This window comes from Bradyrhizobium sp. WSM1743 (genome assembly GCF_000473065.1).
Lineage (GTDB): Bacteria > Pseudomonadota > Alphaproteobacteria > Rhizobiales > Xanthobacteraceae > Bradyrhizobium.
The window spans coordinates 18,166-32,667 of record NZ_AXAZ01000060.1; the positions used below are offsets into that span (position 1 = coordinate 18,166).

The 14,502-nt window shown below is 65.4% G+C and carries 14 protein-coding genes; 10 read left to right on the plus strand and 4 right to left on the minus strand.

What is annotated here, in order from left to right; translation table 11 throughout:
• The first annotated feature begins 4 nt into the window (after positions 1 to 4).
• Positions 5 to 970: a helix-turn-helix transcriptional regulator gene (locus YU9_RS44745; RefSeq protein WP_051380556.1), complete on the plus strand. Its 966-nt coding sequence runs from the start codon at positions 5 to 7 to the stop codon at positions 968 to 970.
• A 56-nt stretch (positions 971 to 1,026) separates the two neighbouring features.
• Here the strand turns inward: YU9_RS44745 and ubiA are convergent, their stop codons facing one another.
• Together ubiA and YU9_RS0128695 are read right to left on the minus strand one after the other, a co-directional pair.
• Complete coding sequence (ubiA, locus tag YU9_RS0128690; RefSeq protein ID WP_027575896.1) at positions 1,027 to 1,959, minus strand: 4-hydroxybenzoate octaprenyltransferase; 933 nt, start codon at positions 1,957 to 1,959, stop codon at positions 1,027 to 1,029.
• The gene (locus tag YU9_RS0128695; protein ID WP_027575897.1) at positions 1,956 to 2,615 is read right to left on the minus strand and encodes a hypothetical protein; all 660 of its coding nucleotides are present in this window, start codon (positions 2,613 to 2,615) and stop codon (positions 1,956 to 1,958) included. The genes ubiA and YU9_RS0128695 overlap by 4 nt, the downstream gene beginning before the upstream one ends.
• A gap of 211 nt (positions 2,616 to 2,826) precedes the next feature.
• Between YU9_RS0128695 and YU9_RS0128700 the strand changes: the two genes are divergently transcribed.
• The 6 genes from YU9_RS0128700 to YU9_RS0128725 all read left to right on the plus strand — a co-directional run bounded on the left by YU9_RS0128700 (position 2,827) and on the right by YU9_RS0128725 (position 8,879).
• A complete protein-coding gene (locus YU9_RS0128700) occupies positions 2,827 to 3,582 on the plus strand; it encodes a 16S rRNA (uracil(1498)-N(3))-methyltransferase (RefSeq protein ID WP_027575898.1) in 756 nt (251 codons plus the stop codon).
• A 250-nt stretch (positions 3,583 to 3,832) separates the two neighbouring features.
• Positions 3,833 to 4,984, plus strand: coding sequence for an ATP phosphoribosyltransferase regulatory subunit (locus tag YU9_RS0128705; protein WP_027575899.1), 1,152 nt, complete (start codon positions 3,833 to 3,835; stop codon positions 4,982 to 4,984).
• Positions 4,985 to 4,987: 3 nt separating this feature from the next.
• Complete coding sequence (hisG, locus tag YU9_RS0128710) at positions 4,988 to 5,965, plus strand: ATP phosphoribosyltransferase (RefSeq protein ID WP_027575900.1); 978 nt, start codon at positions 4,988 to 4,990, stop codon at positions 5,963 to 5,965.
• Positions 5,966 to 6,051: 86 nt separating this feature from the next.
• Complete coding sequence (locus tag YU9_RS0128715) at positions 6,052 to 7,098, plus strand: glycosyltransferase family 2 protein (protein ID WP_027575901.1); 1,047 nt, start codon at positions 6,052 to 6,054, stop codon at positions 7,096 to 7,098.
• Positions 7,095 to 7,940 carry a ChbG/HpnK family deacetylase gene (locus YU9_RS0128720; protein ID WP_027575902.1) on the plus strand — a complete coding sequence of 282 codons (846 nt, stop codon included), beginning with the start codon at positions 7,095 to 7,097 and terminating at the stop codon, positions 7,938 to 7,940. The genes YU9_RS0128715 and YU9_RS0128720 overlap by 4 nt, the downstream gene beginning before the upstream one ends.
• 126 nt (positions 7,941 to 8,066) lie before the next feature.
• Positions 8,067 to 8,879, plus strand: coding sequence for a DUF2076 domain-containing protein (locus YU9_RS0128725; RefSeq protein WP_027575903.1), 813 nt, complete (start codon positions 8,067 to 8,069; stop codon positions 8,877 to 8,879).
• 634 nt (positions 8,880 to 9,513) lie between these two features.
• On the opposite strand, the gene YU9_RS0128730 is transcribed toward YU9_RS0128725, so the two are convergent.
• Positions 9,514 to 10,329 (minus strand): L,D-transpeptidase, encoded by an 816-nt coding sequence (locus YU9_RS0128730; protein ID WP_027575904.1) that lies wholly within the window; start codon positions 10,327 to 10,329, stop codon positions 9,514 to 9,516.
• A gap of 316 nt (positions 10,330 to 10,645) precedes the next feature.
• On the opposite strand from YU9_RS0128730, the gene YU9_RS0128735 reads away from it, so the two are divergent.
• The gene (locus YU9_RS0128735; RefSeq protein ID WP_027575905.1) at positions 10,646 to 11,431 is read left to right on the plus strand and encodes a protein phosphatase CheZ; all 786 of its coding nucleotides are present in this window, start codon (positions 10,646 to 10,648) and stop codon (positions 11,429 to 11,431) included.
• Between the two features lie 155 nt (positions 11,432 to 11,586).
• Here the strand turns inward: YU9_RS0128735 and YU9_RS0128740 are convergent, their stop codons facing one another.
• Positions 11,587 to 12,108: a hypothetical protein gene (locus YU9_RS0128740; RefSeq protein WP_027575906.1), complete on the minus strand. Its 522-nt coding sequence runs from the start codon at positions 12,106 to 12,108 to the stop codon at positions 11,587 to 11,589.
• 315 nt (positions 12,109 to 12,423) lie between these two features.
• Between YU9_RS0128740 and groES the strand changes: the two genes are divergently transcribed.
• Together groES and groL are read left to right on the plus strand one after the other, a co-directional pair.
• Positions 12,424 to 12,720 carry a co-chaperone GroES gene (gene groES, locus YU9_RS0128745; protein WP_008544107.1) on the plus strand — a complete coding sequence of 99 codons (297 nt, stop codon included), beginning with the start codon at positions 12,424 to 12,426 and terminating at the stop codon, positions 12,718 to 12,720.
• A gap of 118 nt (positions 12,721 to 12,838) precedes the next feature.
• A complete protein-coding gene (gene groL / locus YU9_RS0128750; protein ID WP_027575907.1) occupies positions 12,839 to 14,470 on the plus strand; it encodes a chaperonin GroEL in 1,632 nt (543 codons plus the stop codon).
• Positions 14,471 to 14,502 lie beyond the last annotated feature (32 nt).

Below are 14,502 nucleotides of genomic sequence, written 5' to 3' on the forward strand. Positions count from 1 at the left end.
CCTGATGATTGTTTCCCGCGCCAGGCTGACGACTTCCGATATTCCGGAAGCCACCGCCGAGGACATGGTCGCGCTTTGGTCCAGCCGTCATCTCTACCGCCTCGCCATCCGTCCCGTTGACGACGTGCCGCTCGAACTGACGAGCGATCTCATGGTGTTTCCCGACTTTACTTTTGCCCTCGGCGAAAACTCTCCGATCGCGGTCAGGGTCAGCGCGGAGATCGGCCACGAGGATGCCGTCTACCTGAGCCTGGTGCTAACGGGCGGAGGAGCAGTCAGCGGCCGCAATTGGGAGCACGAGAACAAACCGGGCGACGGCTTGTTTCACTGGTGCGACGAGGGCTTCCACGTGCATCAGCCGCAGCGCTCGCGCATCATAAATCTGCGACTATCGGTCGATGCCATCCGGCGTCGCGCCGATCTGCGGAACGATCCTCCCTTGCGCCGCGTCGCGGCCGGTCATCCGGCCATGGCGCTGTTGCGCAACTATGTCGAGACGCTGCAATCAGCCGATCTGAGCCACGTCACTCCGGCGTTTGCCGAAGCCACCAGCAGCCATCTTCACGACCTGGCCGGGCTTGCCCTCGGCGCGAACCGCGACGGAATACACAGCGCTCAAACCATGGGGGTTCCGGCCGTCCGCTTGGCGCTCGCCAAGGAACTGGTCGCCCGACATCTCGACAATCCCAGGCTCAACGACGATTTTCTGTCCAGGCAAATGGGCCTGTCGCGCAGCTACATCCGCAAGCTCTTCGCGGGCGAGGACTATGCTGTTGCGGCCTATATCCGTCGCGAGCGGCTGCTCAAAGCCCGCCGCTTCCTGTCGGACCCCACCGCAGCGCGGATCAAGATTCTCGACATTGCGAGCCTGCACGGTTTCGACGACGTCTCGACCTTCAACCGCGCCTTCCGCCGCATGTTCGACATCTCGCCCAGCGAAGCCCGGGATGAGGCGAAGCGCGAGGACTGAGACCGGTCAGCTCTTGGCTTGCTCTCGGAGCGCAACACAGTGGGCCGACGTCCGAGCTAACCCGCCCGCATCACCGCATCCACCAGCAATCCCGCGAACAGCAGCAAGCCCGCATCCCTGTTCGACTTGAACAGGCGGAGGCACAGCTCGGGATCGTCGATCTTCAAGCGCAGGATCTGCGCGGCGAGATGCGCGGCAAAAGCGGCGAGCCCGAGCCAGGCCGGCCAGCGCGCCTCGCCGGACGCCAGCGCGACGCCGATCAGCATCACCGCGAGCCCGTAGAACAGGACCAGCGCCTGGCGCGTATGCGCGCCGAACAGGCGCGCGGTCGACTTGATGCCGATCAGCGCGTCATCCTCGGCATCCTGATGCGCGTAGATCGTGTCATAGCCGATCACCCATGAAATCGCGCCGGCATAGAGCACGAGCGCGGTGACGTCGATGCGTCCGAAGGTGACGGCAAATCCCATCAAGGCGCCCCAGGAGAAGGCAAGCCCGAGCACGATCTGCGGCCACCAGGTAATGCGCTTCATGAATGGATAGATCGCGACGATCACGAGCGAGGCGATGCCGGTCAAGATCGCGAAGCGGTTGAATTGCAGGAGCACCACGAGGCCGATCAGCGCCTGCGCGACCATGAAGAGCAGCGCCTGCTTGGTGGTCACCTGCCCTGACGGCAGTGGCCGCGAGCGCGTGCGCTCGACCTTGTCGTCGAGATCGCGGTCGGTGATGTCATTCCACGTGCAGCCCGCGCCGCGCATCACGAAGGCGCCGATGAAGAACAGCACGATGGTGAGCGGCAGGCCGCGGACGTCGTGCGCCATGCCGGCGGCCAGCGCCGCCGACCACCAGCACGGCATCAAGAGCAGCCAGGAGCCGATCGGACGGTCGAAGCGGGACAGGCGCAAATAGGGTCGCGCCCAGAGCGGCGCGCGCGTATCGACCCAGTTGCCAGTGGAATCGGCAACGCGGGCGGATGAGTCGCTCATCGGGTCAGGACGTTGCCGTTGAGCGTATCGAAGGTGCTGCCGCCTTTCTTGCCGGCGTTGGCTTCCGGCGCCGAACCCGAACCCAATACCTCGCTCAGCGAGGGACCGGCCGGACGCGCCTGTTGCTGCTGCATCTGCTGCGCAACGTTGCAGACCTTCGCCGCCATGGCCTCGGTATTCTTGTGCCCGTCCTTCATCTGCGCGCCGACCTGCGGCGGGATTCCGCATTTGGCGGCGTTGGCCTCGATGTACTTGATCATCTTGGTCTCAGCCTGGCTGAAATTGCGGATCAGCTTGCAGGCCTCGTCCGGCGGTGCATGACGGTCGCTCGCGGCCTTGATCGCCTTGCCGCGCTTCTCGGCTTCCTCGCGCAGGGGCATGAACGCCTTCATGCAGTCCTCACCCGGAGCTTGCGTCGGCGGGGCGGCACTGAAAGCGCCGGCGCCGCCGATCGGCGCCGCACCGTTCACGGGAAAGGACGATTGCGGCGCCGTGCCGACGGAGGCGACGGGCGCCGAGCCGTTCACGGGCGGAAAGGCGGAGCTGCTCGCGGCCTGGTTCGGCAGCGGTGCCGGGAAGGCGCTCTGCGCATAAGCGCCCGCGGCACCCATGACGACCATGGCGGCAGTGATCGGAACCATCAGATGACGGATCATGAAGGCAGTCTCTCCGGCAGGAGCTTACGGGGTTCGGCGTCTTCCCAATTGAAGCGCAACCAGCGTGTTCGCGTTTTTACGATTCCCGCCGGTGCTTAACAACCCGTCGAATAGGGCAAGAGCGCGGCGCGGAGACGCACCAATTCGGCGATATTTACCCCCAAAAGTGCTGGTTTCGGTTAAGAACGGCGGCAAATCGGACCCTTGAACGATGCCCTCCCACGATTTTCGCGCCCCCCGCCTGTTCGTTGACGCCCCCCTCGCCCAGGACGCCAGGGTGCCGCTCGACCGCGACCAGGGCAATTATCTGGGCAATGTGCTGCGGCTGGCCGCCGGGGCCGAGGTCCTGGCCTTCAACGGCCGCGATGGCGAGTGGCAGGCCGCCATCGAAGGCCGCAAGCGGCCGGATGGCCTCGTGGTCCTCCAGCAGACCCGGCCCCAGGATCGGCTGGCCGACCTCACTTACGTCTTCGCGCCGCTCAAGCATGCCCGGCTGGACTACATGGTGCAGAAGGCCATCGAGATGGGCGCCGCCGCCCTGCAACCGGTCCTGACCCGGTACACCCAGGCCTCCCGCGTCAACACCGAGCGGATGCGCGCCAATGTGGTCGAGGCGGCCGAGCAATGCGGCATCCTCAGCATTGCCACCGTGGCCGAGCCGGTGCCGCTGGAGCGCTTCTTGAGCCAGCGCGCCGCCGGCCGCCTGCTGATCTTCTGCGACGAGGCGGCGGAGGTCGAAGACCCCGTTCAGAGCCTGCAAAGCGCCCGCGAGGCCGCTCAAGGTATCGACGTGCTGATCGGCCCCGAGGGCGGCTTCGCCGAGGAGGAGCGGGCGCTGCTGCTGCGGCAGCCCAGGATCCTGCGGCTGGCGCTCGGCCCGCGGATCGTGCGGGCCGATACGGCCGCTGTTGCCGCCCTGGCGCTGGTGCAGGCGGTGCTGGGTGATTGGGGCGGCAAGTCTGCCTAGCCCTGTCGGCGATGCAAACGCAGGAAGCCGTCATGCCCGGGCTTGTCCCGGGCATCCACGTTGTTGTGCCCGTGGCCAGGCGTGGATGGCCGGGACAAGCCCGGGCATGACGACGGAAAGATGAATTGCCCGGCTGTTAAGCGATTGATCCTTTGGAGGTCGAAACCGCTGTCGGGCCATGCTAAGGGCTGCGGCAATTCCCTTGCTTCCCCTTGCCCTGCCCGGTTCCACCGGGACCATGGACCCTGTGATGACCGCGACTGCCACCTCAAATGCTGCCGGCTCCGCCGCCTGGGCGGATACGCTGCTCTTGTCGTTCGCGCAGGCCGGCTATGTCAGGGCCGAGCCTGCCATCCTGCAGCCGGCCGAGCCGTTCCTGGACCTCTCCGGCGAGGACATCCGCAGGAGCCTGTACCTGACCACGGACCTCTCCGGCGAGGAGCTGTGCCTGCGTCCGGACCTGACCATTCCCGTCGCCCGCGATTACCTCGCATCTAGCCGGGCCGGCCAGCCAGCCGGGTTCAGCTATCTGGGTCCGGTGTTCCGCTACCGTAGCGGCCGGGCCAGCGAATTCCTGCAAGCCGGCATCGAATCATTCGGCCGCCAGGACCGCGCCGCGGCTGACGCCGAGATGCTGGCCCTGGCGCTGGAGGCGACCGCCGCCTTCGGGGTCCGCGATGTCGAGATCCGCACCGGCGACGTCGCGCTGTTCAATGCGCTGCTCGACGCGCTCAACCTTTATCCGGTCTGGCGCCGCCGCCTGGTCAAGGATTTCAACCGCAAGATCAGCCTCGAGCAGGATCTGGAGCGGCTGGCGGCCGCAGCCACCGCGACGCGCAGCGAATATGAGGGCGTGCTGGCTGCGCTGGCCGGCTCCGACCGCAAGGCGGCGCTCGCCTTCGTTACTGATCTGATGTCGATCGCCGGCACCACCAATGTCGGCGGCCGCACCACGGCCGAGATCGCCGATCGCTTCCTCGAGCAATCGACGCTGAAGGGCGGCGCGCTGCCGCGCGAGGCGATCGCCGTGCTCAAGCGCTTCCTGTCGATATCAGGCAACCCCGACGATGCCATCGCCGAGCTGCGCGCGCTCACGACCGACGCGAAGCTCGATCTCACGACGGCGATCGATCAGTTCGAGAGCCGGGTCGGCTTCATGGCCGCGCGTGGCATCGACGTGAAGCAGACGCGCTTTTCGACCGCGTTCGGGCGCGGGCTCGACTATTACACCGGCTTCGAATTCGAGCTGCATCACAGGGGCAACGGCGCCGAGCCGCTGGTCGCCGGCGGCCGCTATGACGGGCTGATGACCCAGCTCGGCTCGGCCGCGCCGATTCCCGCGGTCGGCTTCTCGGTCTGGGTGGACGCGCTGACGAAGATCGGCCGCAAGGTGGGAGCTTAAGTCATGAGCGCGCCATTCGTTCTGGCCGTTCCATCCAAGGGCCGCCTGCAGGAGAATACCGAGGCCTTCTTCGCCCGCGCCGGGCTCAAGTTGTCGAAAGCCGGCGGCGCCCGCGACTATCGCGGCACCATCGCCGGGCTCGACAATGTCGAGGTCGCCTATCTCTCGGCGAGCGAGATCGCCGCGCAGCTGTCGCGGGGCTTCGCCCATCTCGGCGTCACCGGTGAGGACCTGGTGCGCGAGAACATTGCCGATGCCGATAAGCGCGTGTCGCTGATCGACGGGCTCGGCTTCGGCTATGCCGACGTCGTGGTCGCGGTGCCGCAGGCCTGGATCGACGTCCGCACCATGGCCGACCTCGACGACGTCACCACCGGCTTCCGCGAGCAGCATCATAGGCGGATGCGGGTCGCGACCAAGTTCGTCAACCTTACCCGCACCTTCTTCCAGAGCCACGGCATCACCGATTACCGCATCGTCGAAAGCGCGGGCGCCACCGAGGGCGCGCCAGCGGCCGGCAGCGCCGAGCTGATCGTCGACATCACCACGACCGGCGCAACGCTCGCCGCCAATGGCCTGCGGGTGCTCGACGACGGCGTGATCCTGCGCAGCCAGGCCAATCTGGTGGCATCCAAAGAGGCCGACTGGTCGCCGCAAGCGCGGGAGACCGCGCGTGTCATCCTCGATCACATCGCAGCGCGGGCGCGGGCCAACAAATACCGCGAGGTCCGCACCCGCTTCCGGCAATGCGACGCCGCCCTGCTCGGCGAGGCCCACAGCCGATACGGCGTCGAGGCCCCGTTCGGCGGTCCGACTTCGTCAGGCATGCTGACGCTGCACTGCCCGCCCGGGCAGCTCTATGCGCTGGCGAGCTTCCTGCGCGAGCATGGCGCCGAGACCGTCTCGGTGGTCTCGCTCGACTACGTGTTCGACCGGGAGAACCCGCTATTCGCCAAGCTTGAGGCGTTCCTGGGACGGTAAGCCCCGGGTTCGTTCAGCTTACCGACAGCAAACGGCAGCTATCATATGCGGTTGAGAAGACCAAAACGCCTCTGGAACCTTGATCGATGACGCTGGGCTCTGACGTATCAGGCATGACGACCACCGCAGCTAACGCCGCGGCGAAGGGGCTGTCGATCGTCATTCCCGTCTACAACGAGGCGGCCGGCCTCGCCGCACTGCATCAGCGCATCTGCGATCTCGCCAAGACCTTGCGGCAGCGCTACCGCCTCGGTTGCGAGGTCGTTTATGTCGACGACGGCAGCGCGGACGCGACGCTGTCGATCGCCCGCTCGCTTCCGGCCGACGCAATCGATGTCCAGGTGGTGTCGCTGTCGCGCAATTTCGGCAAGGAGGCCGCGCTGATGGCTGGCCTCGACCATGCCCGACTCGGCGCCGTGATGTTCATGGACGGCGATGGCCAGCATCCGCCGGCGCTCATCGAACAGCTGGTGCGGCACTGGATCGATGACGGCTATGACGTCGTCTACACCGCCAAGGCGCATCGCGATAACGAGCCCTTCTTGCGCCGGGTCGCAGTGCACGGCTTCTACGCGCTGATCAATTGGGGCGCACGCCAGAAGATCCCGGAGGACGCCGGCGACTTCCGCCTGCTGTCGCCGCGCGCGGTCGCCGCACTCAGGCAGCTGCCGGAACGCAACCGCTTCTTCAAGGGCCTCGCCAGCTGGATCGGCTTCCGTCAGATCCGCGTCGATTATGAACCCGCCGCGCGCGCCCATGGCGTCACCACCTTCAACGCCGCAAGCCTGCTCGGTCTCTCGATCGAAGGCCTGACCTCGTTCTCGGTGGCCCCGTTGCGCTTCGCCAGCCTGCTCGGCGTTATTCTCGCCGGAGGTGCCTTCCTGTTCGGCCTGTCGATCCTCTGGGAGGTGTTCACGACCGGCAAGCAGGTCCCCGGCTATCCCTCGCTCGTGGTCGGCCTGATGACGATCGGCGGCGTGCAGCTCATCATGATCGGCATCGTCGGCGAATATATCGGCAAGATTCTCTCCGAGCTGAAGGCACGCCCGATCTACTTCGTCGCCGAGCATAGCGAGAAGCATTTCGAAGCCGGCAGGGCCGACGATGCCGCGAGCAGGACGGCAGCCGAATGAGCACCGCCGCGAGCCCGCGGCGGATCTGGCTCTGCGCCGACGATTACGGCATCAGCCCGGCCGTCAACCGCGCCATCCGCGACCTGATCGAACGCGGCCGCCTCAACGCCACCTCGGTGATGATGGTGGGTCCCGCGATCGCGCGCGGCGAGGTCGAGGCGCTTCAGGATTCGGCACAGCAAAGCCCGCGCTGCGCGATCGGATTGCATGTGACGCTGTCGGCGCCGTTCCGGCCCCTCACCATGCACTTCCGTCCGCTGGACGGCGACATGTTCATGCCGTTCCCAAAACTGCTGCGCGCGGGACTTTTGCGGCGGCTCGACCGCGAATTCATCCGCAACGAGGTGAAGGCGCAGCTGGCGGCCTTCATGGAAGCGTTCGGACGCGCCCCCGATTTCGTCGACGGCCACCAGCATGTGCAGCTCTACCCGCAGGTGCGCGACGGCTTTGTCGATGCGGTTGCTGAAGCTGCGCCACAGGCCTGGGTGCGCCAGGGCGGCCGCGACCTGCCGCTGGCGCAGCGGCTTACCTCACCGAAAGCCATGGTGCTCGATATCCTCAGCGCGCAATTCCGCCGCCGCGCCGCCAGTGCCGGCCTCAGCTTCAACCCCGCCTTCGCCGGCGCCTATGATTTCACGCGCGCCGCCGATTTCGGCGCGCTGATGCGGCAATTCCTTGAAGGGCTCCCCGATGGCGGCCTCGTGATGTGCCATCCCGGCTTCGTCGACGACATCCTCGCCGGGCTCGACCCCATGACCGACGTGCGTGAACGCGAACACGCATATCTGAAGAGCGAGGCCTTCGCGCGCCTGCTGGCGGATAGCAACGTGACTCTGGGATGAAACCGGCGAAAAGCGGGCCGGGAGGCAGCTTGTCGCATACGGAAATTTAATCCGGCCGGCACTGTTGGGGCCACAATGGAACCCTACATCTCCTGCGCGCTTGGTTTTGCGCGAAGGAGACAGATCATGACGCCGCAGGAACGCCAGCTCGTCGACGACCTTTTCGACCGGCTTTCAAAGCTGGAAAATGCACCGCGCGATCCCGATGCGACCGCCGCGATCTCCGAGGGCTTGCGCAAGGCGCCCGGCGCCGTCTATGCGCTGGTGCAGACCACGCTGTTGCAGGACGAAGCGCTGAAGCGCGCTCATAACCGCATCCAGGAGCTGGAAGCCGCCCAAGCGCCCGAGCCCGCCCACTCCGGCGGCTTCCTCGACACCATGCGCGACACGCTGTTCGGCGGGAGCTCCTCGCGCGGCTCGGTTCCGAACGTGCCGCCGCGTGAGCAGCGACCGGTCTGGAATAGCGGACAGGCAATGCAGCAGGGCCAGCCGGGTTATGGCGCGCCGCCTTACGGACAGGCTTACGGCCAAGGCCCAGGACAAGGTTATGGTACCCCGCCGGTTGGTGGCGGTGGCGGCTCGTTCCTGGGCACGGCGGCGGCAGCGGCGGCTGGCGTCGTCGGCGGCTCGCTGCTGCTCTCCAGCATCCGCGGCATGATGGGCGGACCGCACCAACAGGCTTTTGGCGATACCAATGCCCTGGGCGACCGCAGCCCCTGGAGCGGCAGCGATCAGTCCGGCGGTTCGCTCGCGCGCGACGCCGGCCTCGATGACATCGGCTCGAACCGCGACTCCCGCCAGGGCTTCTTCGATCAGGCGTCGAACGACGATCGAAGCAACAACGACCAGAACTACGACGATGATCGCGGCGGCAATTTCGACTCGGCTGACGACAGCGATTTCGATGGCGGAGACGACGGCGGCAGCGATTACGCGTGAGCAATTCGCCCGCTAGATGTGGAACGGCCGCCTGCAGGCGGCCGTTTTCTTTTTGAGGCAATGCTCAAGCGCCTACTGTGCCGCTGCCCGCAGAGAAGCTGTTCGATATAGTATGACTAATGCACATCGTTGCTGGAGAGCACCGAGCTGAACGTCATCAGCGCGCATGACTTCACCATAGAAGTTGAAAAGGCGCTTCTGACACGTGCTGCCGTAGACTCCCGGATTTCCAAATACGGACATGGGTGTTCAACTGAAAGAACACGTTGCTTATGCCACACGCCGTGGCTGCCTCTCTTGGCTATAGTCGGGGGTTTTAAGAATGAGTCCACTTCAGCAGCGCATTGCAACCTTGAGCGACGTCACAACTCATCTCATCACCGAATTGTACGAGTTGGAGGGACTGCACGAGCGCGTCAGGAAGGCAGAGCTGAACCGCTCGGCTCGCGCACCGCATTCGGCTGCATCAACTCGTCGTCGCCGCTCCGTCGCCCCTCGTCTCGGGTCGAGGCGGCACTGTCAGCAGGCATAGACCATCCAGGCAGGCGTTCGGCGGCGGCACGCTCCCCTTCGATGCCGCCATGCCGAGCCGGCGCGGCACGCGGGTTGATCGCTCCATCGAGCGCATCACGCTTCACATCACGACGACCTTGGTGCCGACATTGACGCGGCCGTAGAGATCGATGACGTCCTCGTTGCGCATGCGGATGCAGCCGGAGGAGACGTTGGTGCCGATGGTCCAGGGCTCGTTGGAGCCGTGGATGCGATAGAGCGTCGAGCCGAGATACATCGCGCGAGCGCCGAGCGGATTTTCCGGGCCGCCTTCCATGTGCCGCGGCAAATCGGGCCGGCGCGCGAGCATCTCGGCCGGCGGCGTCCAGTCCGGCCATTCACGCTTGGCCGTGATCGACTTCACGCCGGACCAGGTGAAGCCGGGACGGCCGACGCCGATGCCGTAGCGCATCGCCCTGCCGTTGCCCTCGACAAGATAGAGGAACTTGTTCGGCGTATCGACCACGATGGTGCCGGGACTTTCCTTGCCGTTATAGTCAACAAGCTGTTTCTCGAATTTCGGATCGAACGGGCGCTGCCTCGGGTCGACCATCTCCTGCTGCAGACCTGCGTCTTGCTGATATCCACCCTGCATCTGCGGTTCGCCCATCGGCGGCAGGCGGCGCTGGTCGTAGTAAGCCGGCTGCTGCTGATACACCGGCTGCTGCGGTGCGTAAGCCGGACCGCGGCCGGGACCGTCGCCGAACAGGAACTCGATGAAGCCGCCACCCATGTTCGAATTCGACGCGACGCGCACCGGCGCCGGCGGCACCTGCGGCGCGTAGAGCACCGCGGGTGGATCGTTCGGCACGCTGTTGTCGAAGGCGCTGGCGTCGTTCGCGCCGGCAATGAAGGTGCAAGCGCTGCCGAGCAGCGCGACAGACATTTTCTTGAACATCGACGTACTCTGTACTGTTTCGTCTAGATCACATGCGTCGTCGCGAGCCGGTGGCTGATCCGCGCTCCTCGACGTGGTCAATAAAAAGCAAAAGCCGTTTTGTTTGGTAAACGTATCAGGCGTTTGGATTCACCACGTCGCGAATGGCGGCGCAATTTCGCGATCAGCGTTTATTTTCGATGAACGCAGCGCGGCCATGGTTAATCGCTTCTTTGCGCAGCGTCGCGCGCGTCCGATCGGCAGTTCCGGCTGTGAACTTCGTGTTAAATCGGTTCTGCCTACAAAGACGCGTGAGTGAGGTGGGGGGAGTAACCTGATGGCTGTTCACCGCAAACGTTTTCGCGTCGAGGATATCATCAGCGGCGAGATGCCGATTCTGGACGAAACCGAAGAGGCAATCCCGATGCATAGCGAGATCATGGCCGAGCTGCGCGCGATCCGCGCCCAGATGGCGAAGGGCGTCATCGCGGCCCCGCTGTCCGGCAGCGCTGCCATGGCGGCGATCGATGCCTCCACGGCGCACGAGCTTGCCGAAGCGCGCACCATGCTCGAGACCTACCGGGCGCAGATCGAGCAGTGCGAGAAGCTGAAGGTCGAGCTCGACCTCATCCACGACGCCATCGATCGCACCAAGCGCGAGATCGCGACGCTGCACGGCAAGAGCTTCGACGGCGGCGAAATGGCCAAGGTCAATGGCGAGCTCGGCGCGGTGGTCGGCGGCACCGAGCAGGCGACCCAGCAGATCCTCGAAGCCGCGGAATCGATCGACCAGGCCGCCAGCGCAATGTCCAAGGTGGACTCGGCCGATCAGCAGAAGCGCCTTGCCGACGACATCCAGGAACGCGTCATCTCGATCTTCGAAGCCTGCAACTTCCAGGACCTGACCGGCCAGCGCATCAGCAAGGTCATGACCACGATGAAGTTCATCGAGCAGCACATCAATGCGATGATGGACATCTGGGGTGGCGTCGACGCGATCAAGGCCCATGTGCCGGCGCAGGCCGACAACCGCAGCGACGACCAGAAGCTCCTCAACGGCCCCAAGCTCGCCGGCGACGTCGGCCACGCCTCGCAGGACGACATCGACGCGCTGTTCGACTGAGCGCGCGAGACAGAGAGAAAAACAAAAACGCCGGCGCAAGCCGGCGTTTTTTGTTTTTGCCTCTCTCAGTCATTCCGGGGCGGTCCGCAGGACCGAACCCGGAATCTCGAGATTCCGGGTTCACGCTTCGCGTGCCCCGGAATGACAGCGGGAAGTTAAGCCCTTGGCGCGCAGCGGACGTAGACCATGTTGCCGTAGCGGGTGGCGGCGTCCTTGTCGATGAAGCGGGTGATCATGACCCGACCGTCGAAGGAGACGATCTCGCGGTCCTGCTCGCCAGGGGTCGGACCGGCCGGTCCGATGTAGTTCTTGCCGCTCGGCGAGCCCTTCAGCCGCAATTCCTGCGGCGTCGCCTGGTCGGCCAGATGCATGATCACGCCGCCGGAGGAGCCGGCGGTGATCACGTAGGGATTCTTGCATTGCTCGCGCGCCATCTTCTCGGTGCGGGCGCGGTCGGCCGGGTTCTGGAACGAGGCGAGGCCCCAGCGGCCGACGATCTCGTCGGCGCGGATGGTGGCGGGCATTTCGGGAGCGACGCCCGGTTCGGCTTCGGGCGGCGGCGCGGAGGAGGAGAAGGGCGGCAGGCTCATGCCGCCGCCGCAGGCGCCCAGCAACAGCGCCAGACAACAGGCGGCGGCCAGATTGGCAACCGTGCGCGCGTGAGCCGAACAGATCATGGCATTCCCCCGAACAAGACCATGGCCGCACCCCTCCCGCAGCCAAGCGCAAAACCGCTGCCGGAGCAATGACGTCCTTCTGTACGCCGGCGCCCCGAACGAGTTTCCAATGCCACCATCCTATATCCGCCTCAACAACCGCTTAACCACCTTTGCTTGACAGGATCGCGGCCAAGCCATATTTCCGGGCCCACTATTAGCACTCGGAAAGCCCGATTGCTAAGCGCGCCGTTCGATCCTCGAGGAGAGGGTGGACGGAAGCGCCGCCCCACCGACTTCCACTACTTCCGAAGCGAGCCTCCAAAGGGAAACGTCATGGCTAAATCCAAATTTCGTCCGCTGCATGACCGTGTCGTGGTCAAACGTATCGACGCCGAGGAAAAGACCAAGGGCGGCATCATCATTCCCGACACCGCCAAGGAAAAGCCGTCGCAGGGCGAGATCGTCGCCGTCGGTCCCGGCGGCCGCGATGAGACCGGCAAGCTGATCCCGATCGACCTCAAGGTCGGCGACCGCGTGTTGTTCGGCAAGTGGTCGGGCACCGAGGTCAAGATCGACAACGAAGAGCTCCTGATCATGAAGGAGTCGGACATCATGGGCGTGCTGGCCTAGGGCCATCCGCCTGAACGGCCGCTGAATATCATGCCCGGATCCAGGCGATCCGGGCATCCATCGTTCCGCCGCACGGCACAAGACAAGACACATCACGAAACACGAGGGATTGCAGACCATGGCTGCCAAAGACGTCAAGTTCTCCGGAGACGCGCGCGATCGCATGCTGCGCGGCGTCGACGTTCTCGCCAACGCCGTCAAGGTGACGCTCGGCCCGAAGGGCCGCAACGTCGTCATCGAGAAGAGCTTCGGCGCGCCCCGCATCACCAAGGACGGCGTCACCGTCGCCAAGGAGATCGAGCTCGAGGACAAGTTCGAGAACATGGGCGCCCAGATGGTGCGTGAGGTCGCCTCCAAGACCAACGACCTCGCCGGCGACGGCACCACCACCGCGACCGTGCTGGCGCAGGCCATCGTGCGCGAAGGCGCCAAGGCGGTTGCCGCCGGCATGAACCCGATGGACCTCAAGCGCGGCATCGACACCGCGGTTGCCGCGGTCGTCAAGGATATCGAGAAGCGCGCCAAGCCGGTCGCCGCCTCCTCCGAGGTCGCCCAGGTCGGCACCATCTCGGCCAACGGCGATGCCGCCATCGGCAAGATGATCGCCCAGGCGATGCAGAAGGTCGGCAACGAAGGCGTCATCACCGTCGAGGAAAACAAGTCGCTCGACACCGAGGTCGACATCGTCGAGGGCATGAAGTTCGACCGCGGCTATCTCAGCCCCTACTTTGTCACCAATGCCGAGAAGATGACCGCCGAGCTCGAGGACGCCTACATCCTCCTGCACGAGAAGAAGCTCTCGGGCCTGCAGGCCATGCTGCCGGTGCTGGAAGCCGTGGTGCAGTCGGGCAAGCCGCTCGTCATCATCGCCGAGGACGTCGAGGGCGAGGCGCTGGCCACCCTGGTCGTCAACCGGCTCCGTGGCGGCCTGAAGGTGGCCGCGGTGAAGGCGCCGGGCTTCGGTGATCGCCGCAAGGCCATGCTCGAGGACATCGCGATCCTCACCGGCGGCCAGCTGATCTCCGAGGAGCTCGGCATCAAGCTCGAGAACGTCACGGTGAAGATGCTCGGCCGCGCCAAGAAGGTGGTGATCGACAAGGAGAACACCACGATCGTCAACGGTGCCGGCAAGAAGCCCGACATCGAGGCCCGCGTCGGCCAGATCAAGGCCCAGATCGAGGAGACCACCTCGGACTACGACCGCGAGAAGCTCCAGGAGCGCCTCGCCAAGCTTGCCGGCGGCGTTGCGGTGATCCGCGTCGGCGGCGCCACCGAGATCGAGGTCAAGGAGAAGAAGGACCGCGTCGAGGACGCGCTCAACGCCACCCGCGCCGCGGTGCAGGAAGGCATCGTCCCCGGCGGCGGCGTCGCGCTGCTCCGCGCCAAGAAGGCCGTCGGCCGTCTCACCAACGCCAATGACGACGTTCAGGCCGGCATCAACATCGTGCTGAAGGCCCTGGAAGCCCCGATCCGCCAGATCTCCGAGAACGCGGGCGTGGAAGGCTCGATCGTGGTCGGCAAGATCCTGGAGAACAAGTCCGAGACCTTCGGCTTCGACGCCCAGAACGAGGACTATGTCGACATGGTCGAGAAGGGCATCATCGATCCCGCCAAGGTGGTGCGCACCGCGCTGCAGGACGCCTCCTCCGTGGCCGGCCTTCTGGTGACCACCGAAGCCATGGTCGCCGAGCTGCCGAAGAAGGAAGCTCCGCCCGCCATGCCCGCCGGCGGCGGTATGGGCGGCTTCTAAGCCTCCGTCCCCACGACAGTGTTGCGAAGGCC

Excerpts from the sequence above, each read along its gene's own strand:
- YU9_RS44745 (WP_051380556.1), top strand. The coding sequence starts at position 5 with ATGATTGTTTCCCGCGCCAGGCTGACGACTTCCGATATTCCGGAAGCC.
- ubiA (WP_027575896.1), bottom strand. The coding sequence starts at position 1,959 with ATGAGCGACTCATCCGCCCGCGTTGCCGATTCCACTGGCAACTGGGTC.
- YU9_RS0128695 (WP_027575897.1), bottom strand. The coding sequence starts at position 2,615 with ATGATCCGTCATCTGATGGTTCCGATCACTGCCGCCATGGTCGTCATG.
- YU9_RS0128700 (WP_027575898.1), top strand. The coding sequence starts at position 2,827 with ATGCCCTCCCACGATTTTCGCGCCCCCCGCCTGTTCGTTGACGCCCCC.
- YU9_RS0128705 (WP_027575899.1), top strand. The coding sequence starts at position 3,833 with ATGACCGCGACTGCCACCTCAAATGCTGCCGGCTCCGCCGCCTGGGCG.
- hisG (WP_027575900.1), top strand. The coding sequence starts at position 4,988 with ATGAGCGCGCCATTCGTTCTGGCCGTTCCATCCAAGGGCCGCCTGCAG.
- YU9_RS0128715 (WP_027575901.1), top strand. The coding sequence starts at position 6,052 with ATGACGCTGGGCTCTGACGTATCAGGCATGACGACCACCGCAGCTAAC.
- YU9_RS0128720 (WP_027575902.1), top strand. The coding sequence starts at position 7,095 with ATGAGCACCGCCGCGAGCCCGCGGCGGATCTGGCTCTGCGCCGACGAT.
- YU9_RS0128725 (WP_027575903.1), top strand. The coding sequence starts at position 8,067 with ATGACGCCGCAGGAACGCCAGCTCGTCGACGACCTTTTCGACCGGCTT.
- YU9_RS0128730 (WP_027575904.1), bottom strand. The coding sequence starts at position 10,329 with ATGTTCAAGAAAATGTCTGTCGCGCTGCTCGGCAGCGCTTGCACCTTC.
- YU9_RS0128735 (WP_027575905.1), top strand. The coding sequence starts at position 10,646 with ATGGCTGTTCACCGCAAACGTTTTCGCGTCGAGGATATCATCAGCGGC.
- YU9_RS0128740 (WP_027575906.1), bottom strand. The coding sequence starts at position 12,108 with ATGATCTGTTCGGCTCACGCGCGCACGGTTGCCAATCTGGCCGCCGCC.
- groES (WP_008544107.1), top strand. The coding sequence starts at position 12,424 with ATGGCTAAATCCAAATTTCGTCCGCTGCATGACCGTGTCGTGGTCAAA.
- groL (WP_027575907.1), top strand. The coding sequence starts at position 12,839 with ATGGCTGCCAAAGACGTCAAGTTCTCCGGAGACGCGCGCGATCGCATG.